The organism is Citrobacter sp. RHBSTW-00671, assembly GCF_014103415.1.
In the GTDB taxonomy this organism is placed as follows: domain Bacteria; phylum Pseudomonadota; class Gammaproteobacteria; order Enterobacterales; family Enterobacteriaceae; genus Citrobacter.
In genome coordinates, this window is the sequence record NZ_JABXPR010000001.1 from 2,463,389 (window position 1) to 2,484,554 (window position 21,166).

Annotated in this window: 23 protein-coding genes and 1 pseudogene; 10 read left to right on the forward strand and 14 right to left on the reverse strand. The window is 51.3% G+C overall.

Annotated features, from left to right (window positions below; all coding sequences use genetic code 11):
* Positions 1 to 17: 17 nt before the first annotated feature.
* Genes fliI through fliF form a run of 4 tightly spaced genes read right to left on the reverse strand, consistent with a single transcriptional unit; the run spans position 18 to position 4,746 of the window.
* A complete protein-coding gene (fliI, locus tag HV261_RS11650) occupies positions 18 to 1,388 on the reverse strand; it encodes a flagellar protein export ATPase FliI (RefSeq protein WP_005127755.1) in 1,371 nt (456 codons plus the stop codon).
* The gene (fliH, locus tag HV261_RS11655) at positions 1,388 to 2,095 is read right to left on the reverse strand and encodes a flagellar assembly protein FliH (RefSeq protein ID WP_202038343.1); all 708 of its coding nucleotides are present in this window, start codon (positions 2,093 to 2,095) and stop codon (positions 1,388 to 1,390) included. Before fliH ends, fliI begins: the two co-directional genes overlap by 1 nt.
* Entirely contained in the window at positions 2,088 to 3,083 is a 996-nt protein-coding gene (gene fliG, locus HV261_RS11660) for a flagellar motor switch protein FliG (RefSeq protein WP_048211311.1), read from the reverse strand. Before fliG ends, fliH begins: the two co-directional genes overlap by 8 nt.
* Complete coding sequence (gene fliF, locus HV261_RS11665) at positions 3,076 to 4,746, reverse strand: flagellar basal-body MS-ring/collar protein FliF (protein WP_202038344.1); 1,671 nt, start codon at positions 4,744 to 4,746, stop codon at positions 3,076 to 3,078. The genes fliG and fliF overlap by 8 nt, the downstream gene beginning before the upstream one ends.
* 216 nt (positions 4,747 to 4,962) lie before the next feature.
* Here fliF and fliE point away from each other — a divergent pair, with 216 nt between their 5' ends.
* Entirely contained in the window at positions 4,963 to 5,277 is a 315-nt protein-coding gene (gene fliE / locus HV261_RS11670; RefSeq protein WP_005127749.1) for a flagellar hook-basal body complex protein FliE, read from the forward strand.
* 89 nt (positions 5,278 to 5,366) lie between these two features.
* Here fliE and HV261_RS11675 read toward each other — a convergent pair whose 3' ends face one another.
* The 3 genes from HV261_RS11675 to yedE form a co-directional block, all read right to left on the reverse strand.
* The gene (locus tag HV261_RS11675; RefSeq protein ID WP_202038345.1) at positions 5,367 to 6,653 is read right to left on the reverse strand and encodes a hypothetical protein; all 1,287 of its coding nucleotides are present in this window, start codon (positions 6,651 to 6,653) and stop codon (positions 5,367 to 5,369) included.
* Positions 6,654 to 6,942: 289 nt separating this feature from the next.
* Complete coding sequence (gene yedF, locus HV261_RS11680) at positions 6,943 to 7,176, reverse strand: sulfurtransferase-like selenium metabolism protein YedF (protein WP_000790504.1); 234 nt, start codon at positions 7,174 to 7,176, stop codon at positions 6,943 to 6,945.
* Positions 7,173 to 8,426 carry a selenium metabolism membrane protein YedE/FdhT gene (yedE, locus tag HV261_RS11685; RefSeq protein ID WP_326929177.1) on the reverse strand — a complete coding sequence of 418 codons (1,254 nt, stop codon included), beginning with the start codon at positions 8,424 to 8,426 and terminating at the stop codon, positions 7,173 to 7,175. The genes yedF and yedE overlap by 4 nt, the downstream gene beginning before the upstream one ends.
* 137 nt (positions 8,427 to 8,563) lie before the next feature.
* On the opposite strand from yedE, the gene yedD reads away from it, so the two are divergent.
* Positions 8,564 to 8,977, forward strand: a complete 414-nt coding sequence (yedD, locus tag HV261_RS11690) for a lipoprotein YedD (RefSeq protein WP_121584786.1) — start codon at positions 8,564 to 8,566, stop codon at positions 8,975 to 8,977.
* 40 nt (positions 8,978 to 9,017) lie between these two features.
* Here yedD and amyA read toward each other — a convergent pair whose 3' ends face one another.
* The 4 genes from amyA to fliD all read right to left on the reverse strand — a co-directional run bounded on the left by amyA (position 9,018) and on the right by fliD (position 12,771).
* A complete protein-coding gene (amyA, locus tag HV261_RS11695) occupies positions 9,018 to 10,505 on the reverse strand; it encodes an alpha-amylase (protein WP_202038347.1) in 1,488 nt (495 codons plus the stop codon).
* 68 nt (positions 10,506 to 10,573) lie between these two features.
* Positions 10,574 to 10,945, reverse strand: a complete 372-nt coding sequence (fliT, locus tag HV261_RS11700) for a flagella biosynthesis regulatory protein FliT (RefSeq protein WP_005127745.1) — start codon at positions 10,943 to 10,945, stop codon at positions 10,574 to 10,576.
* Entirely contained in the window at positions 10,945 to 11,352 is a 408-nt protein-coding gene (fliS, locus tag HV261_RS11705) for a flagellar export chaperone FliS (RefSeq protein WP_005127744.1), read from the reverse strand. Before fliS ends, fliT begins: the two co-directional genes overlap by 1 nt.
* 15 nt (positions 11,353 to 11,367) lie before the next feature.
* Complete coding sequence (fliD, locus tag HV261_RS11710; RefSeq protein WP_202038348.1) at positions 11,368 to 12,771, reverse strand: flagellar filament capping protein FliD; 1,404 nt, start codon at positions 12,769 to 12,771, stop codon at positions 11,368 to 11,370.
* Positions 12,772 to 13,025: 254 nt separating this feature from the next.
* Here fliD and HV261_RS11715 point away from each other — a divergent pair, with 254 nt between their 5' ends.
* The 8 genes from HV261_RS11715 (at position 13,026) to sdiA (ending at position 20,584) form a co-directional block, all read left to right on the forward strand.
* The gene (locus HV261_RS11715) at positions 13,026 to 14,543 is read left to right on the forward strand and encodes a FliC/FljB family flagellin (RefSeq protein ID WP_202038349.1); all 1,518 of its coding nucleotides are present in this window, start codon (positions 13,026 to 13,028) and stop codon (positions 14,541 to 14,543) included.
* A 162-nt stretch (positions 14,544 to 14,705) separates the two neighbouring features.
* Complete coding sequence (gene fliA, locus HV261_RS11720) at positions 14,706 to 15,425, forward strand: RNA polymerase sigma factor FliA (protein WP_005127740.1); 720 nt, start codon at positions 14,706 to 14,708, stop codon at positions 15,423 to 15,425.
* A gap of 57 nt (positions 15,426 to 15,482) precedes the next feature.
* On the forward strand, positions 15,483 to 16,034 hold the full coding sequence (gene fliZ, locus HV261_RS11725) for a flagella biosynthesis regulatory protein FliZ (RefSeq protein WP_040232441.1): 552 nt from the start codon (positions 15,483 to 15,485) through the stop codon (positions 16,032 to 16,034).
* A gap of 214 nt (positions 16,035 to 16,248) precedes the next feature.
* Positions 16,249 to 17,049 (forward strand): cystine ABC transporter substrate-binding protein, encoded by an 801-nt coding sequence (gene tcyJ, locus HV261_RS11730; protein ID WP_202038350.1) that lies wholly within the window; start codon positions 16,249 to 16,251, stop codon positions 17,047 to 17,049.
* A 155-nt stretch (positions 17,050 to 17,204) separates the two neighbouring features.
* The gene (dcyD, locus tag HV261_RS11735; RefSeq protein ID WP_202038351.1) at positions 17,205 to 18,191 is read left to right on the forward strand and encodes a D-cysteine desulfhydrase; all 987 of its coding nucleotides are present in this window, start codon (positions 17,205 to 17,207) and stop codon (positions 18,189 to 18,191) included.
* A gap of 21 nt (positions 18,192 to 18,212) precedes the next feature.
* Positions 18,213 to 18,881 (forward strand): cystine ABC transporter permease, encoded by a 669-nt coding sequence (tcyL, locus tag HV261_RS11740; protein ID WP_048211320.1) that lies wholly within the window; start codon positions 18,213 to 18,215, stop codon positions 18,879 to 18,881.
* Complete coding sequence (gene tcyN, locus HV261_RS11745) at positions 18,878 to 19,630, forward strand: L-cystine ABC transporter ATP-binding protein TcyN (protein WP_137381531.1); 753 nt, start codon at positions 18,878 to 18,880, stop codon at positions 19,628 to 19,630. The genes tcyL and tcyN overlap by 4 nt, the downstream gene beginning before the upstream one ends.
* A 231-nt stretch (positions 19,631 to 19,861) precedes the next feature.
* Entirely contained in the window at positions 19,862 to 20,584 is a 723-nt protein-coding gene (sdiA, locus tag HV261_RS11750; protein ID WP_202038352.1) for a quorum-sensing transcriptional regulator SdiA, read from the forward strand.
* 66 nt (positions 20,585 to 20,650) lie between these two features.
* Here the strand turns inward: sdiA and HV261_RS11755 are convergent, their stop codons facing one another.
* The 3 genes and pseudogenes from HV261_RS11755 to HV261_RS28075 form a co-directional block, all read right to left on the reverse strand.
* A complete protein-coding gene (locus tag HV261_RS11755; RefSeq protein ID WP_005127733.1) occupies positions 20,651 to 20,875 on the reverse strand; it encodes a DUF2594 family protein in 225 nt (74 codons plus the stop codon).
* On the reverse strand, positions 20,872 to 20,985 hold the full coding sequence (locus HV261_RS28070; RefSeq protein ID WP_202038353.1) for a hypothetical protein: 114 nt from the start codon (positions 20,983 to 20,985) through the stop codon (positions 20,872 to 20,874). The genes HV261_RS11755 and HV261_RS28070 overlap by 4 nt, the downstream gene beginning before the upstream one ends.
* A pseudogene (locus HV261_RS28075) lies at positions 20,952 to 21,038 on the reverse strand (hypothetical protein); the annotation flags it as partial. The gene HV261_RS28070 and the pseudogene HV261_RS28075, both read right to left, overlap by 34 nt.
* Between the last annotated feature and the right edge of the window lie 128 nt (positions 21,039 to 21,166).

Consider the following 21,166-nt stretch of genomic DNA (forward strand, 5'->3'; position numbering starts at 1 on the left):
TATGCTCTCCTGCTTATTCACACACCAGGGAAAATCAGATCCAAAGCCTGCAGGGAGTCTTCCCAGTCGGCTCGTTCAAAGATGCCTTGCTGTAAAAATGCTTCCAGCTGTGGCCATAAGGCAATGGCTTTATCCAGCATGGGATCGCTGCCTTTGGCGTAGGCGCCTACGCTGACCAGATCGCGGTTACGCTGGAAACTGGACAATAGCTGTTTAAAGTTGCGTACCCGCGCATAATGTTTTTCGCTGATTAAGGCGGTCATTGCGCGGCTGATTGAGGCTTCAATATCAATGGCCGGATAGTGACCCGCTTCTGCCAGATGACGGGACAGGACAATGTGGCCGTCGAGAATGGCGCGGGCGGAGTCAGCAATAGGGTCCTGTTGGTCATCGCCTTCGGTCAGTACGGTATAAAATGCGGTCACGGAACCGCCGCCATGAATACCGTTTCCGGCCCGTTCAACCAGTGCGGGTAATTTCGCAAACACCGACGGTGGATAACCTTTCGTTGCCGGAGGTTCGCCGATCGCCAAGGCAATTTCACGCTGCGCCATCGCATAACGGGTGAGGGAATCCATAATCAGCAGCACGTGCTGACCGCGGTCGCGAAAATCTTCGGCGATGCGCGTGGCGTAGGCAGCACCCTGCATACGCAACAGCGGGGAAACATCCGCCGGGGCGGCAATCACCACCGAGCGCGCACGTCCCTCGGCGCCAAGAATATTTTCAATAAAATCTTTAACTTCGCGTCCACGCTCGCCAATCAGACCGACAACAATGACATCAGCCTGGGTATAGCGTGCCATCATGCCGAGCAGGACGCTTTTACCCACACCGGAACCGGCGAAAAGCCCCATTCGCTGACCGCGACCGACGGTTAACAGCGCATTGATAGGCCGTACGCCAGTATCCAGTACGTGTTCAATCGGGGTACGTTGCAGGGGGTTAAACGGCGGGGTGATTAGCGCCCCTGTTTCCGTGGTGTCGGGAGCTGGCAGCCCATCAAGCGGCTTCCCGCTGCCATCGAGCACACGCCCCAGCAGGGCAGGGCCCAGCGGTAATTGTTTCCCGCTTTGCAGCCCTTCGCCGGCGATGTTTTTCGCGTATACGCGCGCGCCCGGCAGAACGCCTTCGACCTCTTCGAGCGGCATCAGAAACAGGCGTTGACCATTAAAGCCAACCACTTCGCTTTCAACTTCCTGGGTTTCGTTGCCATCCTGACGCTCAATAACGCAGGTGGCACCCAGCGGTAACTGCAGGCCCGTGGCTTCCAGTACCAGCCCAGTGGCGCGGGTCAGACGCCCGTAACGACGCACCGCAGGCAGCAGCGACATTTTCTCTTCGAAGTTGTCTAGCGTGTTGAGCCAGCGAGTCAGGCGAGTGGTCATTACACGACTCCCGGCGCTGCCAGACGGCAGAGCTCTTGCCAGCGGGTGGCAACACTGGCGTCCAGATCGCCTTCGTCAGCAGAGACTTTACAGCCACCGTGATGCAGCGTTGGATCGCCACGCAGTCGCCAGCCGTGCAGGCTGAGGGTCGCCCCGAGCATCTCTTCCACTCGTTGCAGATCGTCCGGATGGACGCGCAACTGCGGTTTGCCGCTAAACAGCGGCTCCTGTTGCAACAGCTGTTGGATTTGTTTAATCAGCGCGGCGTTATCGACGATGGGCGTCTGACCGATAACCTGGCGCGCCGCTTCCAGTGCCATTTGCATCAGGCGCGATGCAATGACGCTGTCCAGGGCATCCAGTGTATTCTGAAACTCACTGACCAGTTGCTGCATGCGGGCATGAATCGGCGCATGTTGGGCGCGAGCCTGGTTCTGACCTTGTTCCAGCCCCTGGGCCAGTCCGTCCTGATAACCTTGTTCGTGTCCTTTTTGCCGACCTTCAGCCAGGCCGGCGTTATATCCTTGCTCATGGGCCTGGAGCTGCATTTGCGCCAACTGCTGCTCAAGCTGTTGTTCAGCAGATAGCTGTGGCTCTTCTGTCTCGTCGGACGGCCGATCGTCGGTATGATCGGCCAGTACGAACTCCGCCATTGGCGGGGCGAGGTCGTCAGGCGTCCAGACTTTCCATGGCAGATCGTTAGACATAGGTATCCTCGCCGCTGCCGATCACCATCTCGCCGGTCTCGGCCAGACGACGTACGATAAGCAGAATCGCTTTCTGTTCGTTTTCTACCTGCGACAAACGTACCGGACCGCGGTTGGCAAGATCGTCGCGCAAGATATCGGCGGCACGCTGCGACATGTTGCGCAGGAACTTCTCGCGCAATGGTTGCTCGGCACCTTTCAGGGCTATCAGCAGCGATTCGGAATCCACTTCCTGCAACAGACGCTGGATGCTGCGATCGTCGACATCCACCAGATTTTCGAACAGGAACATCTCGTCGATAATTTTCTGCGCCAGCTCGCCGTCGAATTCGCGCACCGCGGTAATAACCGCTTCTTCCTGCTGTGTCTTCATCAGGTTGATAATTTCTGCTGCTGTCCTCACGCCGCCCATTTTGCTGCGCTTGAGGTTCTGGCCATCGAGCAATCCGTTCAGCACTTCGGTCAGTTCTGCCAGCGCGGCAGGCTGTACGCCGCCGAAAGTAGCGATACGCAGCATGACATCGTGGCGTAAGCGCTCGTCGAACAGCGCCAGAATATCGGCGGCCTGGCCCCGTTTCAGGTGAACCAGAATGGTGGCGATAATCTGCGGGTGCTCGTCGCGAATAAGATCGGCGGCGCTTTGTGGCTCCATAAAGTTGAGCGTTTCAATGCCGCTGGTGGTATCGCGCGTTTCCAGAATGTCTTCCAGCAGGCTGGAGGCTCGTTCTTCACCCAACGCTTTTACCAGCACGGAGCGCAGGTATTCGTTGGCGTTGATGTTCAGGGCGGCAAACTGCTCGGCTTCTTGTTCAAATTCGGCCAGAACCTCCGTCAACTGCTTGTTGGAGATCTGACGCACGTTGGCCATTGCCGTACTGAGGGCCTGCACTTCGCGCGTGGAAAGGTGCTTAAAGACCTCCGCCGCGCGATCTTCGCCAATGGTCATCAATAAGATGACGCTTTTATCGGTGCCGCTAAGATTACTCATGTTCGTTATTTATCCACTGGCGAATGACCAGCGCCACGACGCGCGGATCGTTATCTGACATTTCACGGATACGCTGGCTCATGACTTCAGCACCCAGACGCTGGTTGTTACGGCGTTGCTGGGTCTGCTCGTCTTTGCTGAGGCGAACTTCAACCGCTTCTTCCGTTTCCTGGCGAATACGTGTTTGTTCTTGTGCGGCTTTGACCTCTTCGCTGCGACGCATCAACTGCGGACGCACCGCTTTACGCCACAGGACCCAGGCCACCAGCAGAACCAGTAACCAACGACCGGCTACCATCAGCTGTTCAATAAAGGACTGCTGCTGCCAGAACGGAAGCTCTCCGCCCGTGTCATCACTCGCGGTGAAGGGGGAATTCACGACATTCAGGGTATCGCCGCGTTTTTCAGAGAAGCCCATGGCCTCGCGGGTCAGGTCCTCAATTTGTTTCATTTGGTCAGCGGTTAATGGCAGCGGTTTGCCATCCGGTAACGTTTTATAGTTGACCACTACCGCCACCGACAGGCGCTGCACATCACCCACATTCATCTTGGTGTGGCGAATGGTACGATCAACTTCATAGTTGCTGGTTTCATTACGCTGCGTGCTGCGCGGGCCGGCATTGGCGTTATTCGCCGTTTGCGTGGTTTGCGCATTCTGCTGATTTGCCGGTGGCGTATTAATCGGGGCCGTATTCGCTGGGGCGGGTTGGTTAGACAGTGCGCCCGGTACGCCGCCAGGTGCTCCGCTTCCTATCTGTTCGCTGACGTTAAGCTGGCGTGAACGCAGAACAGCCTGTGAGTCGTCGCCATTTGGGCTGTACTTTTCTTCGGTTTGCTCTTTGTTGGCGAAATCCAGCTGTGCAGTAACCTGCGCGTGTACGTTGCCGTTACCGACAATTGGCGACAGGATTGATTCAATACGACGCTGTACGCGACCTTCAACATCGCTGGCATATTTCAGCTGCGCATCGTTCAGGTCGCGGCTGCTGGTGTTCGACTGGGTTAACAGATGTCCTGCCTGATCGACCAGCGTCACGTTGCCCGGCGGCAAGCCGGCGACAGCGCTGGAGACCAGATGCGTTACCGCGCTAATCTGACCTTCGTCCAGTGCTCGCCCCGGTTCCAGGTTTACCGTCACGGAGGCAGAAGGGGCCTTTTGTTCACGTACGAACAGTGACGGTTTGGGCATCGCAAGATGGACACGGGCGCGCTTCACCGGCCCCAGGGTTTCAATGGTACGGGCTAATTCGCCTTCCAGAGCTCGCTGGTAATTGACCTGCTCGCTAAACTGGCTGATACCAAACTTTTCCTGGTCCAGTAACTCAAAGCCCACCGCACCGCCTTTCGGCAGCCCTTGCTGTGCCAGACGTAAACGCAGTTCGTGAACTTTATCCGCAGGGACTTCAATGGCGCCGCTTCCCTCAGTGAAACGATAAGGAACGTTCATCTGCGTCAACTGCGTGACAATCGCGCCACCGTCCTGATCGGATAAGTTACTGAACAGTGTGCGGTAGTCAGGTGTTTTGGCCCACAGGACCATCGCAACGATGATAGCGACGGCAGCGGCACCCGCCACAATCAGAGGGATTTTGGGATTCGCGCGCAGGCGATTTAACCACTCGAGAGGTTTCAGTTGGGTTGCAGTCGATGCTGTCGCACTCATCTCGCACCTCGTGGCTTATCGTGGACGGCGTTTTTTGCAAAGTGGAACAAGACTCACTCCCGGGTCAGCAAACTCGAAAAATTGACGGTCTCATTATTTGCGGTTTCGAATTTTTCTATGCGTTAAAAACCGAGGTTTTTTATCGTTATTTAGCGCCTTTATCTTATTGACGAGCTGGTAATCTCTGCTACGTGAAAAATCATCCAGGGGATCAGAATGTCGGCAATACAGGGGATTGAAGGGGTTATCAGCCAGCTACAGGCCACGGCGATGTCAGCGAAGATGCAGGATGTGCAGCCACAATCGACCGTGAGTTTTGCCGGACAACTGCACGCGGCATTGGACAGAATCAGCGATGTGCAAACCGCCTCTCGCGTTCAGGCTGAAAAATTTACCCTGGGTGAACCAGGCATTGCGCTAAATGACGTGATGACCGATATGCAGAAAGCGTCGGTTTCGATGCAGATGGGTATTCAGGTGCGTAACAAACTGGTATCAGCCTACCAGGAAGTCATGTCGATGCAGGTGTAGGTTCTGTTGGTTTTTTCACTATTCCAGTTTGCGCCAGAATAGTGAATGCTCATGTTATGATAGTGCGGCCTTATTATCGGCCGCATTTTTTATCTCCAGTATCTGGGATAAAAATCAATATATTGACTGATACTGTACACGGATGTAATGACACAAATGATAGCAATAAGAAGAAATGCGACTTTTCCGATTTTTTCTATTCTCATTGCGGACAAGGCAATAAGAAAAGTAATAAGAAATCCAATTTTAATCCTGTCAAATGTGTATGTCGCCGCGTGTTCAAACATAGCAATATTTTCTATCAGCATAAAGCAAATGATTGCGATTAAAATGGAAATTTTAATGTATTGATCTTTGCTAAAACTATTGCTTTTCTTGATAAATAATGAGGCGAATGCCAAAAAAATCGAGGAAATTAACCATGGACCATATGCCTGATATACAGATAGCCACCATTCACTCCAGCCAATATATGTTTTCTCCATTCCCCGGATGCTTGCCCGACTGGATAATTCGTTAAAGTATGGCCCAAGTCCAACCATGAACGAATAATACCAAAGCAGTGTCAAACCACCTGAAATTGCTATCAGAGTGTAAATGATTGTATTTTTATATCCGGATTTTAGCTTGAAGTCATGAATAAGAACAACGACGAATAATGCGATACACATCAGGTATGCGGTCCACTCAATCCAGCATGCAAGGGCTGATATGATGCCAAGTGCAATCACCGTCCTGCGGTTTATGCCCATAGCCACTATCAGAAATGCGGCGGCTGCAAAAATCTGGAATGTTTGATGTGCCCACATTGATAGTTGATGAGAGTGCATCGGTTCAACGGCAAATAACATCGGAATGACGGACAGGAAGGAAATTATCTCACTATGTTTTGATGTTCTGGTTATTGTTGAGATGGCAAAGTAAATAAGAATAATCGAAATAATCCAAAATAACATATTGACCCATTGCAACATCTCCCAGGATATCGGTATCCCCGATATCAGTGAGGCCATTTTTATTACACCATAGGCAACTACCATTGAACCGGGTGGGAAGGATATATATATGGCTTCGTTATTTATTCTCGGAGAGGGCAGAACTGCTGAGCCTGGTATTGATGGGTTATCTGTAACTGTGCATGGGTTAACTAAATCAACACATGGGCGGGATATAGCAAAATAATGTTGGTTGAATGGAAGGGTATCATAGCGTTTTAATGTGTTGAAAAAATGAGCTGATGCCTCGGCGTTTTCCCATCTTTGATTCCAGTGACTTTTGTCAGACGGTGAACCATGATTATAACTATACAGGCTTATCGCTGTGACCAACCATAGAGCAGTAATGATTACGGCCCCTATGAGGGTAGACTTACGCATCAGGTTTCCTTATTTTAGTGAACCTTTGTGATTTAACAAAAATTTATAAATTAATGCAGGTCAATGTTGTGTCCATATGTCTACAGGATGATTCATGAATGGTGTGGGCTGGAGTAAACAAAGGTGCACATTGGGTAGAGGCTGGCATTATACAGATTATGGTAACTATAGTGTCATTGATTTTAGGCTGCCAGTGCATTGTTGTTGTATAAAAGGCGAGAGAAAAAGCGTTGCGGCAACAACGACTCATATTGACGCTCCCGCAGCGTATCGCTGTGGGAGCGCTGGGTTATTTTTGAATCAGATAGCGAATAGTTGGCCCATCCTGCTGAATATCCAGCACCGTATACCCATGGTTACGCGCATCCAGCGGAATATTGTTGATTGACTGCGGGCAATCGCTGACCACTTCCAGAATTTCACCTTTCTTCAACTGCGGCATGGCTTCCAGCGTGGCAACAGCCGGGTAAGGACACGGTTCACCGACCATGTCGAGGCGATAATCAGGGACGATATTTTTCATGCGGATTCCTTAGCTGGCGTCAGCCCGGCACGGCGGAAGAAACGCTTTTCCCAACCGATGATGAGCATCAACACGATAAACAACAGCAGATAAGTCACCAGTAGCCCGCCGAGCGGCCCAAAGGTGTCGAGCAGATTCACTTTATCCCAACGAGTGGCCAGGGCAGGGGCAAAGTCATCCCAGTAGTAAGCCAGAATGGTCGAACCGATAACGTTACCCAGTCCCACCCACCAGTAATGTACCTGGCCCTCAACCGCACGGTACATCCAGCCAGTCTCACACCCGCCTGCCAGCACGATCCCGAAACCAAACAGTAAGCCGCCGATCACCGCATTTGGACCGGCCCACATAATCTTCGGCTCAACGCCCAGTTGCACATAGCTAAAGATACCAATGGCGCTCACCGCCATGCCGAAGATGATGGCTTTTGCCATATGGGTGCGCCCGGAAATCCACAAATCGCGGAAGGCCGAGGTAAAGCAGATTTGCGCCCGTTCAATCAGCAGGCCGAACCCAACGCCAAACAACATGGCCAGACCCAGCTTCGGCTTGTCCATTGCGGTCAGTAGTGCCCAACCGATCATGCCGATAAATACCAGCATACCGAGGCGGAAACGACGACGCGCTTGTTCCGGCTTTTGCGTCAGCGGGGAGGCGGCGGACACTTTCTGCATTTTGACCGGAATACGAAACATCGGCAGCAGGGTAAAGCGGGCGCCAAACCATGAGCCCATCGCCGTTGCCAGCGCGAAGAACCAGGCATGCAGCGAGAACTGTGGAATGCCGGTAAAAAACGCGGCCAGGTTACAGCCCATTGCCAGACGGGCGCCGAAACCGGCGATCATCCCGCCGACCACCGCCTGCAGAATGCGGATCCGACTGCGCGGCATGCGTAATTTGACGTTGTTGGCCCACAGCGCGGCAGCGAAACAGCCGCCGAACATACCGAGGATCATCATCCCGTCAATACGGGTCAGGGGCGAGCCTTCGAGGTGGATCAGTTTATAGTATCCCCACTCTTCGGCGTGCACGCCAAACAGTTGCAGGATTTGCCCACCCCAGCGGGTAAATTCGCCGGTAACGGCCCAGAAGGTTCCCGTAATGCCGAAATAGTAGGTGGAGAGAATACCCGCTGCGATAACCGCAGGGGCAGGGGCCCAAAATTTAATTAACCAGGCCTGTTTGAAGTGTTGCCATGACATGCGTTGTGCCTCTGAACTCAGAAGGTATGTAACAAGAAGCGTGGATATTACACCTGTCAGAATTTTTGACTATGAGTAATAAGAGGTAACACCGTCTGGATCAATCTTTCTCCGGGCTGCCGAAAGGCTGGCGACATCAGGGCTTTAATGCCACAATCCCCTTTTCTTCGCATGCAGGATGAATGATGAAAAAATTAGCAATCGTTGGTGCATTGTTGGTGCTTGCCGGCTGCGCCGAGGTACAAAATTATAATGACGTGGTGAAAACACCAGCCCCTGCCGGTCTGGCAGGTTACTGGCAGTCGAAAGGTCCGCAGCGCGCGCTGGTGAGCCCGGAAGCTATCGCCAGTCTGATTGTCACCAAAGAGGGGGATACGCTGGATTGCCGTCAGTGGCAGCGAGTGATTGCCGTCCCCGGGAAATTGACCATGCTCTCCGGTGACCTCACCAACGTGACGGTGAAACGCGAGCTGTATGAAATCGATCGCGATGGCAATACGCTGGATTATGACGGTATGACGCTGCAACGGGTAGAACGCCCGACGCTGGAGTGTGCCGAGGTGTTAAAGAAAACGCCGTTAGCTACACCGCTGCCATAAGTATTGCGCCCCGGTAGCCTGTCGCCACCGGGGTTAAGTGCTACAACACGTCTTCAATCACCCACACGCTGACGCTGCCGCCATCACAGAAAAACGTCGCCACGCCGTTTTCATCGGTCACTACGCTTTCTTCACGATTCCCCAGATAATCACGCCAGGTTTTATTGCCGTAATTTGCGCCAAGCGCGATGCTCTTTTCACCGTCATCGCCATTGGACAGCACGACGACGCACCCGGGGTCATCATCCGTACCGCTGCGACTGAAGGCGATACAGTTTGGATGATCAAAATAGAGCGTTTGTACGCCGTGGGCGAAGCGTTGGCGGGCCAGAATCAATTCATCAAGTTGTTCAATAATCGGCATATCGATGGTGTAGGTTTCGCCATCACCGCCAGTATCTTCATAATGTGCACCGTAGAGATCGGGGTAGAACACCGACGGCACGCCGTTTTCGCGCAGCAGGATCAGCGCGTAGGCCAGCGGCTTAAACCACGCCTCGACCGGGGCTTCCAGCGCCTGTAACGGCTGGGTGTCATGGTTCGCAACCAGCGTCACCGCATGAAAGGGATCGGCCTCCACCAGCGTATCGGTGAAAATCTGGCTCATGTCATAATCGCGCCCCTGGCGGGACGCTTCGTGAAACTTCATTTGCAAAGGGGCATCAAACAGCATGGTTTTCCCCTCGACCTGGTTAATATAGGTTTGCAGTTTATCGACCTCATGGGACCAGTATTCCGCCACGATAAACAGCGGCCTGGGAGCGACTTCCTGGACGTGCTCGATCCACTCTTTATAGAACCACGCCGGGATGTGTTTGACGGCATCCAGGCGAAAACCATCGCAATGGGTTTGATCCATCACCCAACGTGCCCAGTATTTGAGCTCTTCGGTCACGGCATGATTGCGAAAATCGATATTTTCGCCCATCAGGTAGTCAAAGTTGCCCAGTTCGTCATCGACCTGATCGTTCCAGCCTTCGCCGGTATAATCATTAACGATTTTAAAAATGCCGTCCTCGGTGGGATTTTCAATATGATCGATGCCGCTGAAGCATTTGTAGTCCCAAATGAATTGAGAGTACTGACCCGCACGGGCGGGGAAGGTGTAGCGGGTCCAGGCCTCGCATTCGACGATCTCATCGTCAATCTGCGTGCGGTCATCGGCGTTGACGCGCTGAACCTGAATGTGCTCTTTCTCATCGGCACCCATTTTATGGTTGACCACCACATCCAGCAGTACCGCGATATCGTTGTGCTTTAACGCGTCGATTGCCGCCAGTAATTGATTTTTATCGCCGTATTTGGTGGCAATAGTGCCTTTCTGGTCGAATTCGCCTAAATCAAACAGATCGTAGGAGTCATAGCCAACGGAGTACCCGCCGGACGCACCTTTATAGGCGGGAGGCAGCCATACCATATTGATGCCGATATCGTTAAGTCCGTCCGCGCGTGCGGCGAGCTCCGGCCAGAGCTGGCCGCCATCAGGGTAATACCAGTGGAAGTACTGCAATAAGGTGGGATTTTTCATCTTCCGTGCTCCAGAAGCCGTTTGGCCGACCTCTGGAGTATGGAAGATTATTCAGACGTAACGGGAAATTATTGTGGGGCAGTTGGGGCGTCGGGAACCAGCAACATACCGGAAAGCCGACCGTAGGCGTTATTTAGCGTCTTCTGGCGGGTTGACTGACCGATCAGCGTGCTGAGTTCATCCAGACGCTGCTGCAATAATGCTTTGAGCAACTGTTCGTTATCCAGCGTCTGTTTAATATACCCGGCAATCAAATCCTGAACGCTTCGCGTAATGCCAGATGGAGTTTGTTCTTCCATGACCACTTCAATACTTTGCAGATAGGTAACTTCCTGTTCCAGTAAAAGGTCCCATTCACCTCGCTGCGCCAGTTCCAGCAGCGAGTGACTGAGCAGCGCAATGCGCTGCCAACGGTTGATAAACTCCACGGCTGAGGTCATTAACGGGACTCCTGGGACGACGCGTTTGGTGAGATCTGTTTCCAGGCATCCGCGATGTTTCCGAGCAACCCTTCGACTTCTTCAATCGCCTGACAATCATTATTCAGATTGGCGTGCAATAAACGGCGAACCATATAGTCGTACAACGAAGAAAGATGGGTAGCGATCTCTCCTCCTTTTTCGTGGTCCAGGCCCGCCTTCAGACCATTATCGATGATATTGATTGCCTTGCTTAATGCTTCACCTTTGGCAACGATATCGCCTTGCTGCATAAACAGACGAGCGCGCACCAGGGCGCTATGTGCGCCATCAAACAACATTTCGATCAACTGATGCGGGTTGGCGCTCATCACGGCGCTTTCCACGCTGACCTGTGCATAGGCTTTGGTACCGCTCGCGGTATACATGCTTACCTCGTGTTATCAGGAATTATTCATCGCTGAAAATTGTTGGCCCAGATAGGTACTGGTGCTGTTCAGCTTACTCATCATGGAATCGAGTTGGGTAAACTGTGCTTTATAGCGAGCCACGACTTCATCAATGCTATTACTCACGGTCAGATACTGCTTAGTCAGCAGTTTCAGGTTGGCGTTAATATTGTCTTGCGCATTGTCGATAATACCGTCATCGGCCAGATAGCTTTTTACTTCGGTGGCAATCTTGGTGGTAATACCGGTTTCTTTGCCGTCACCCACCAACAGTTCACGGGTCGCTGCCGTATTATCTTTCAGTGCCTTAGCCAGTTTTTCTTCATCAATTTTTAACTTGCCAGTGCCGCCATCCTGAGTAATGCCAATCTCAGACATGGTTTTAAACGGGGACTCGCTGCCGCTGTTAGCAAATGGCGCACGAATACCGTTTTGAATGGTACGGAGAACACTGTCGCCCAGTAACGCGCCGTTATCTGTACTTGCCGCTTCACCCGGTTCAACTTCTTTATATTTAGTCAGCGTACCAAAGGTATCGACCAGTGAGTTATAGGCTTCCACCCAGGCTTTAATTGCCGTTGTGGCCTTTTCATCACTTTTTGTTACCGTGATAGAGGCATCTTTTACTTCTTTGGTCAGTTCGAGCGTGATGCCCTGCGGTGCGTCAGTTACGGTATTGCTTTGACGTACAATATCAATGCCGTTAACGGTCAGCTGCGCATTTTGCGCACCGACCAGTTGCTTCATTTTCCCGCTGCCCGCTTTGCTGTCATAGGACAGTAAATCGCTCAGTTTCGAATCATTCGAGACGGAGATGGTCATTTCGCTTTCAGTGCCGCTTTCCGCGGTTAACACCAACTGATAATCGTCTTCCTTAACCTTCACCAGACTTGCCGAAATACCGCTGTCCGCATCGTTAATGGCATCACGAATATCCTCCAGAGAGGTTTCGCCTTTGCCTAACTTGATTTCCAGAGGTTCTTTACGACCCGGTTGTGAAATCGTTATGGTGCGTTCATCAACACTAGTATCGCCCAACTGTTCTTTGGTAGAGGCAATTTTGGTCGTGGTTGATAGCGACTGTGCTTGCGCCAGTTTGGACACGCTGACGGTATATTTACCGGGAGCAGCACCGGCGGTCGTACTGACCTTTAAGTCTTCTGTGCTGCTGCTTGCCGTGGTGCTTTTAAACAGATCGGCATTGTTCAGTGCGGTATTCGCCGTTTGAAATTTTTCTAATGCACTTTTCAGCGTACCGTACGCGGTCAGACGCGAGGTGTTAGCACTTTGCTGCTGGGTAATGGGCGTTAAACGCTTTTTCTCAGCAGTGGTTAAGTTTGTCAGCAATGTGTCCAGTGGTAAGTTCGAGCCAACGCCCAGTGATGTAAATGAAGGCATGCCTAATTCCTTGTGATTGCAAACAGTAGTTAACCGCTATATCGGCAATCTGCGCGCAAAGTTTAATAATAGTTTTGCAAAAATAAAGCGCGGAATAGTGGTAATTAAAGCGGGTATTTCCGGGGCTAAAAAAAAATGGGCGGAAAGTGAAAATTTTCTAAAGTTCGAATTTAAGGTGCCGATACATGGGTTACGGTCAGAAACCGTGGGCAACAGCCCAATAACATCAAGTTGTAATTGATAAGGAAAAGATCATGGCACAAGTCATCAATACAAACAGCCTGTCGCTGTTGACCCAGAATAACCTGAACAAATCTCAGTCTTCTCTGAGCTCCGCTATTGAACGTCTGTCTTCCGGTCTGCGTATCAACAGCGCGAAAGACGATGCTGCTGGTCAGGCGATTGCAAACCGTTTCACCTCTAACATCAAAGGTCTGACTCAGGCGTCCCGTAACGCCAACGATGGTATCTCCATCGCGCAGACCACTGAAGGTTCTCTGTCTGAAATCAACAACAACCTGCAGCGTGTTCGTGAGCTGGCGGTTCAGTCTTCTACTGGTACCAACTCCCAGTCTGACCTCGACTCCATCCAGGCTGAAATCACTCAGCGTCTGAACGAAATCGACCGCGTATCCGGCCAGACCCAGTTCAACGGCGTGAAAGTGCTGGCGAAAGACAACACCCTGACTATCCAGGTCGGTGCCAACGATGGCGAAACCATCGATATCAACCTGAAAGAAATCAACTCCAAAACGCTGGGTCTGGATTCACTGAACGTACAGCAGAAATATAAGGTTTCTGATACTGCTGCGGCTCCTGCTGGTTACCAGAACTCTACAGTAGCGGTAGACAAAACTACTGGTTTTTCAGCATCAGCAGTAACAGCAATTAAAGCTAAAGATACTGCATCGGCTGCGACAGGTGCAACAATTACTGGCGATGTGAAATTTGATGAAGCTAAGAACAAATACTATGCGAATGTCACAGTAGCAGGTGACACCGCCAAAAATGGTGTTTATGAGGTAGAGATTGACGATACATCTGGAGAAGTAACACTCAAAGATGCTGATGTTGATGTGCTGCCAGCTGCAACTAAAGATGTGAAATTTAAGCAGGAACCAGCGACGTATGATACTGCTGCTGCTATTACGGCATTAAAAGCGGCGAATGTTGATTCCACTGATGCTGATACTGCTTCACTTGTTAAAGTGTCTTTTACTGACAATAATGGTAAAGCCATTGATGGCGGTTATGCGCTGAAAACTGCTAGCGGAAAATATTATGCTGCATCAGTTGACGAATCTAACAAAGTATCCATTAAAGAAGTAGCATATACCGATGCAAGTGGTAAGGACGCAACTGCTGCTGTCCAACTCGGTGGTGTCAATGGTAAAACCGAAATTGCTAACGTCGGTGGTAAGGACTACCTTGCAGAGAAAGTAAAAAATCACAATTTCAAAACTGAACCTAAAGTGAATGAAATTGCGACTGCTACTACCGATAGCCCGCTGGCTAAAATCGACGCGGCGCTGGCGAAAGTTGCTGACCTGCGTTCCGACCTGGGTGCGGTACAGAACCGTTTCAACTCTACCATCACCAACCTGGGTAACACCGTAAACAACCTGTCTGAAGCCCGTAGCCGTATCGAAGATGCTGACTACGCGACCGAAGTGTCCAACATGTCTCGCGCAAACATTCTGCAACAGGCGGGTACTTCTGTTCTGGCGCAGGCAAACCAGACCACGCAGAACGTCCTGTCTCTGCTGCGTTAATTTACACTTATCGCGCAAACCCCGCTCCGGCGGGGTTTTTTACATTCCGCTTTACCCGTAACCCCCAAATAACCCCCCATTTCACCCACTATTCACCCGATTAAAACCCCTGCAGAAACGGATAATCATGCCGATAACTCATTTAACGCAGGGCTGTTTATCGTGAATTCACTGTATACCGCTGAAGGTGTAATGGATAAACACTCGCTGTGGCAGCGTTATGTACCGTTGGTGCGTCACGAAGCATTGCGCCTTCAGGTGCGCTTGCCGGCGAGCGTGGAACTGGATGACCTGCTACAAGCGGGCGGCATCGGGTTATTGAATGCAGTTGACCGATATGACGCTTTGCAAGGAACGGCATTTACCACTTACGCAGTGCAGCGTATTCGTGGGGCTATGCTGGATGAACTACGCAGCCGGGACTGGGTGCCGCGTAGCGTTCGGCGCAATGCCCGCGAAGTGGCACAGGCGATGGGGCAACTGGAGCAGGAATTAGGGCGCAACGCGACGGAAACAGAAGTGGCGGAGCGTCTGGGTATCCCTGTACAAGAGTATCGTCAGATGTTGCTTGATACCAATAACAGCCAACTCTTCTCATACGACGAGTGGCGGGAAGAGCATGGCGATAGTATTGAGCTGGTGACAGAAGAGCATCAGCAAGAAAACCCGTTACAACAGCTTCTTGAGGGGAACCTCCGTCAGCGCGTGATGGATGCGATCGACGCATTGCCGGAGCGCGAGAAGCTGGTATTGACGCTGTACTATCAGGAAGAGCTGAATCTGAAAGAGATTGGTGCTGTTCTGGAAGTCGGCGAATCACGGGTCAGTCAGTTGCACAGCCAGGCTATCAAACGTCTACGCACCAAGCTGGGTAAGCTATAAGGGGTAATCTTTGCCCCTGAACAATGCCGCATAACGTATTGACTACCAGGAGTTCTCATGACGGTGCAGCAATCAAAAAGACGGCCACTAAGCCGCTACCTCAAAGATTTCAAACACAGCCAGACGCATTGCGCCCACTGCTTTAAGTTGCTCGACAGGATCACGCTGGTTCGCCGCGGACAGATTGTGAATAAGATAGCCATCTCCCGTCTGGACACGTTGCTTGATGATGCTGAATGGGCACAGGAGAAAAAAGAGTGGGTGGCGTTGTGCCGTTTCTGCGGTGATTTGCATTGCAAAGAACAAAGCGACTTCTTTGACATCATCGGCTTTAAACAATTTTTGTTTGAGCAAACCGAAATGAGCCACGGTACGGTGCGCGAATATGTTGTTCGCCTGCGCCGTCTTGGCAATCATCTGACCGAACAAAAAATTTCTCACGACCTGCTGCAGGAAGGGTTCCTCGACGAAAACCTCGCCCCGTGGCTGCCAGAAACCAGCACCAATAACTACCGCATTGCGCTACGTAAGTATGAGCAGTTTAAAGCCCATACGCATATGGGGCATATGCAGAAATCCGCCTGGACAGCCAGTTCTGATATATATTAAAAACGAATAAGGTGTAACAGAGTCGTGTTTGTGAATTACGGCGAACGTTCTACACTACGCTCATACACACGTTATCCTTCAAGCTGTCTCTGCGTTGGCGCCCCAGTCACTTACTTTAGTAAGCTCCTGGGGACTTACTCGCTTGCCGCCTTGATGCAACTCGAATGATTTTGTGGATAAATAGCAGTCACTAATGACAATATTCGGGGTAACTATGAAATTAGCACTTCTGGGACGTCAGGCGCTGATGGGTGTAATGGCTGTTGCACTTGTCGCGGGTATGAGCGCAAAAACATTTGCGGACGAAGGTCTGTTAAATAAAGTGAAAGAGCGCGGCACGCTGCTGGTGGGGCTGGAAGGGACTTATCCCCCGTTTAGTTTCCAGTGTGACGACGGCAAACTGACCGGTTTTGAAGTGGAATTTGCCGAGGAGTTGGCTAAACATCTGGGTGTGAAAGCCTCGCTCAAGCCGACCAAATGGGACGGTATGCTGGCGTCGTTAGATTCCAAACGTATCGATGTGGTGATAAACCAGGTAACCATCTCTGACGAACGTAAGAAGAAATACGATTTCTCTACCCCGTATACGGTTTCTGGTATCCAGGCGCTGGTGAAGAAAGGTAACGAAGGCGTGATTAAGACCGCCGCGGACCTGAAAGGTAAAAAAGTCGGTGTTGGTCTGGGGACCAACTACGAAGAGTGGCTGCGTCAGAACGTGCAGGGCGTAGATATTCGTACCTATGATGATGACCCGACCAAATATCAGGATCTGCGCGTAGGTCGTATCGATGCCATTCTGGTTGACCGTCTGGCCGCGTTGGATTTGGTGAAGAAAACCAAAGACACCCTGGCCGTGACCGGTGAAGCGTTCTCCCGCCAGGAATCTGGTGTGGCGTTGCGTAAAGGCAATGAAGATCTGCTGAAAGCTGTAGATGCAGCTATGGCCGAGATGCAAAAAGACGGCACGCTGAAAGCCCTGTCCGAAAAATGGTTTGGAGCGGATGTGACGAAATAATCATCATCCGGATAAAAAAGGCGCCTTTAACAGCGCCTTTTTTTATTCCATTGCGCCTGAACGTGCATAATAAAAAGAACATCACAACAACTTCTACTCTCAGGCTTTTGGGCTGCTTGCTGCCCACAAGATGATGAGTAAACACCGGAGGCTCTATGCCACTGCATAACTTAACGCGCTTTCCCCGTCTGGAATTTATTGGCGCGCCAACGCCGCTCGAATATCTCCCGCGTTTCTCTGATTATCTCGGTCGCGATATTTTTATTAAACGCGATGACGTCACGCCGATGGCGATGGGCGGCAATAAACTGCGCAAACTGGAATTTCTGGCGGCGGACGCACTGCGTGAAGGCGCAGACACATTGATCACCGCAGGGGCTATCCAGTCGAACCACGTGCGTCAGACGGCGGCGGTCGCGGCGAAGCTGGGGCTGCACTGTGTGGCGCTGTTGGAAAACCCGATCGGCACGACCGCGGAAAATTACCTCAGTAACGGTAACCGCCTGCTGCTGGATCTGTTCAATACCCAGATTGAAATGTGTGATGCGCTGACCGATCCGAATGCGCAGCTTCAGGAACTGGCGACGCGGATTGAAGCGCAGGGATTCCGCCCGTATGTGATCCCGGTTGGCGGTTCTAACGCGTTGGGCGCATTGGGTTATGTCGAAAGCGCACTGGAAATTGCCCAGCAGTGTGAAGGTGCCGTAGAACTGTCATCCGTCGTGGTAGCGTCGGGCAGCGCAGGAACGCACGCCGGGCTGGCGGTAGGGCTGGAACAATTGATGCCAAACGTTGAGCTTATCGGTGTCACCGTTTCACGCTGCGTTGCTGACCAAAAACCAAAAGTCGTTGCGCTTCAGCAGGCGATTGCCAGTGAGCTGGAACTGACCGCGGCGGCAGAGATTTTACTGTGGGATGATTATTTTGCGCCAGGTTACGGTACGCCAAATGAAGAAGGCATGGAGGCGGTAAAACTGTTGGCACGTCTGGAAGGCATCTTGTTGGACCCGGTGTATACCGGTAAAGCGATGGCAGGCCTGATTGACGGTATCAGCCAGAAACGCTTTAAAGATGAAGGGCCAATCCTCTTTATTCATACCGGTGGGGCACCTGCGTTGTTTGCCTACCATCCACATGTATGACAACCAGGTAGAAAAATACGAATGCAAGAAAGTATCCAACTGGTCATTGATTCGCTGCCGTATCTGCTGAAAGGGGCGGTATTTACGCTCCAACTGAGTATCGGCGGGATGTTTTTTGGCCTGGTGCTGGGGTTCATCCTGGCGCTAATGCGTTTATCGTCACTGTTGCCTGTGCGCTGGCTGGCGCGCTTTTATATCTCGGTCTTTCGCGGTACGCCGTTAATTGCCCAGCTGTTTATGATCTACTATGGTCTGCCGCAGTTTGGGATTGAGCTGGACCCGATCCCGGCTGCAATGATCGGTCTGTCGCTGAATACCGCGGCTTACGCGGCAGAAACGCTGCGTGCGGCCATCTCCTCCATTGATAAAGGGCAGTGGGAAGCCGGGGCGAGTATCGGTATGACGCCGTGGCAGACGATGCGCAGGGCGATTCTCCCGCAGGCGGCACGCGTGGCATTGCCGCCGCTGAGCAACAGTTTTATCAGTCTGGTGAAAGACACCTCACTGGCCGCGACCATCCAGGTACCGGAACTGTTCCGCCAGGCGCAGCTGATTACTTCACGCACGCTGGAGGTGTTTACCATGTATCTGGCGGCCTCGCTGATTTACTGGGTCATGGCGACGGTGCTTTCTGCGCTGCAGAACTATTTTGAAGAACAGCTCAACCGCCAGGAGAGAGATCCGAAATGAGTGCTATTGAAGTCAGAAACCTGGTGAAAAAATTCCACGGGCAAACGGTACTGCACGGCATTGATCTGGACGTTAAGCCTGGTGAAGTCGTGGCGATTATCGGGCCGAGCGGTTCAGGTAAAACCACGCTGCTGCGCAGTATTAATTTGCTGGAACAACCGGAGGCGGGCACCATCAAGGTCGGAGACATTACCATTGATACCGCACGCTCCTTAAGCCAGCAGAAAGGACTGATTCGCCAGTTGCGCCAGCATGTGGGGTTTGTGTTCCAGAACTTTAATTTATTTCCACATCGCACAGTACTGGAAAACATTATTGAAGGTCCGGTCATTGTGAAGGGAGAAGCGAAGGCGGAGGCGACAGCGCGTGCGCGTGAACTTCTGGCAAAGGTTGGGCTTGCGGGTAAAGAGAGCAGCTATCCACGGCGGTTATCCGGCGGTCAGCAGCAGCGTGTCGCCATTGCCCGGGCGCTGGCTATGCGTCCGGAAGTGATTCTTTTTGATGAACCGACCTCCGCGCTGGACCCGGAACTGGTTGGCGAAGTGCTTAATACTATTCGTCAGCTGGCGCAGGAAAAACGCACCATGGTCATTGTGACACATGAAATGAGTTTTGCGCGTGACGTTGCTGACCGGGCGATATTTATGGATCAGGGCAAGATAGTGGAGCAGGGGCCGGCAAAATCCTTATTTACGCATCCACAGCAACCGCGAACCCGTCAGTTTCTTGAAAAGTTCCTGATGCAATAAAAGGCCAGAGAGCACTCATCGAAATTGTTTTTTTGGTGAGTGCTTATTGCATAACTATTTATAATTACTGCTTTATTATTATTGCTTCACCCTGCCAGCATGGTGGGGAGTTACGTTGCACTCAAGTAATTTCATATTTGTCCGATAATTTGCATATATAAAATACATTTATGTGTTAGCTTGTTTCATACATTTGGATGATTATCAATCTCAGGGGCATTACCACTTAGTATGCAGGATCATGATTTCTTCACCTGGCGACGGAGCATGCTGTTACGCTTTCAGGAAATGGCGGCGGCAGAGGATGTCTATAACGAATTACAACATCAGACGCAGCACTTAGAGTTCGATTTTTATGCGCTCTGTGTCCGGCATCCCGTACCCTTTACCCGACCTAAAACGGTACTTCATACGACGTATCCCAAAGCCTGGGTCGCACATTATCAATCAGAAAATTATTTCGCTATCGATCCGGTACTGAAACCCGAAAACTTCAGTCAGGGCCACTTACCGTGGGATGATACCCTGTTCCGTGACGCACAACCGCTGTGGGATGCCGCACGTAATCACGGTCTGCGCAAGGGGATGACGCAATGCTTAATGTTGCCAAACAGGGCATTAGGCTTTTTGTCCGTGTCACGCGCGAGTTTGCGTAATGGCCGCTATGCGCAGGATGAAGTCGAGCTCAGGATGCAACTGCTGGTACGAGAAAGCCTGTCGGTACTTATGCGGCTGGAAGATGACATGGTCATGGCGCCGGAGATGCGTTTTAGCAAGCGCGAAAAAGAGATTCTGAAATGGACGGCTGAGGGGAAAACCTCTTCCGAGATAGCAATGATTCTGTCGATCTCTGAAAATACCGTTAACTTTCATCAGAAGAATATGCAGAAGAAGTTTAACGCGCCAAACAAAACACAGATTGCTTGTTATGCCGCCGCAACGGGGCTTATCTGAATAAAATGTCGTTCTGAGTGTCAGACGCAAAACCGGCTGAGAGCATCGCTGTCAGCCGGTTTCTTATCACTGACGATAGGCCTGTTTAATTTGTTTAACAGTGCTGGTAAATACCGCGGCCTGTGTTTCGTCCTCAATCAGCGCGATCTGTTTTTCCATTTTAAGAATCACGCGTCCTGCATCGGCTTGTCCCATAGCCTGCAGCATCAGCGTTAACATGGCCTTCAGGCAGGTGACTTCATTAGCCAGTTCTTGATTATTCTCAGCAGTGGAAAAATCAGGCGTACTCATTTATTTTCCTCGTTATGTTTCAATGAAAAAGTGCGATGGCAAACGTCAAGGCGGCGGAGTATACCATAAGCTTGGCTAAAAATATCTGAGGTTGTTTTTTGCGCAAACAAAACCCAATGAGATTAAAATAAACAAGATGTTGCAGTGCATATATTTTCTCCATTCTTTGTTTATTTCGAGTATTTTACTCGTTAATTATTGTTACAAGCTTACCTTTCTATTTAGCATTCAACGTAAGAATATGAATTTTTTGTCACTATTCTGAAACAGCTATGCAGATATAAGCGCAGG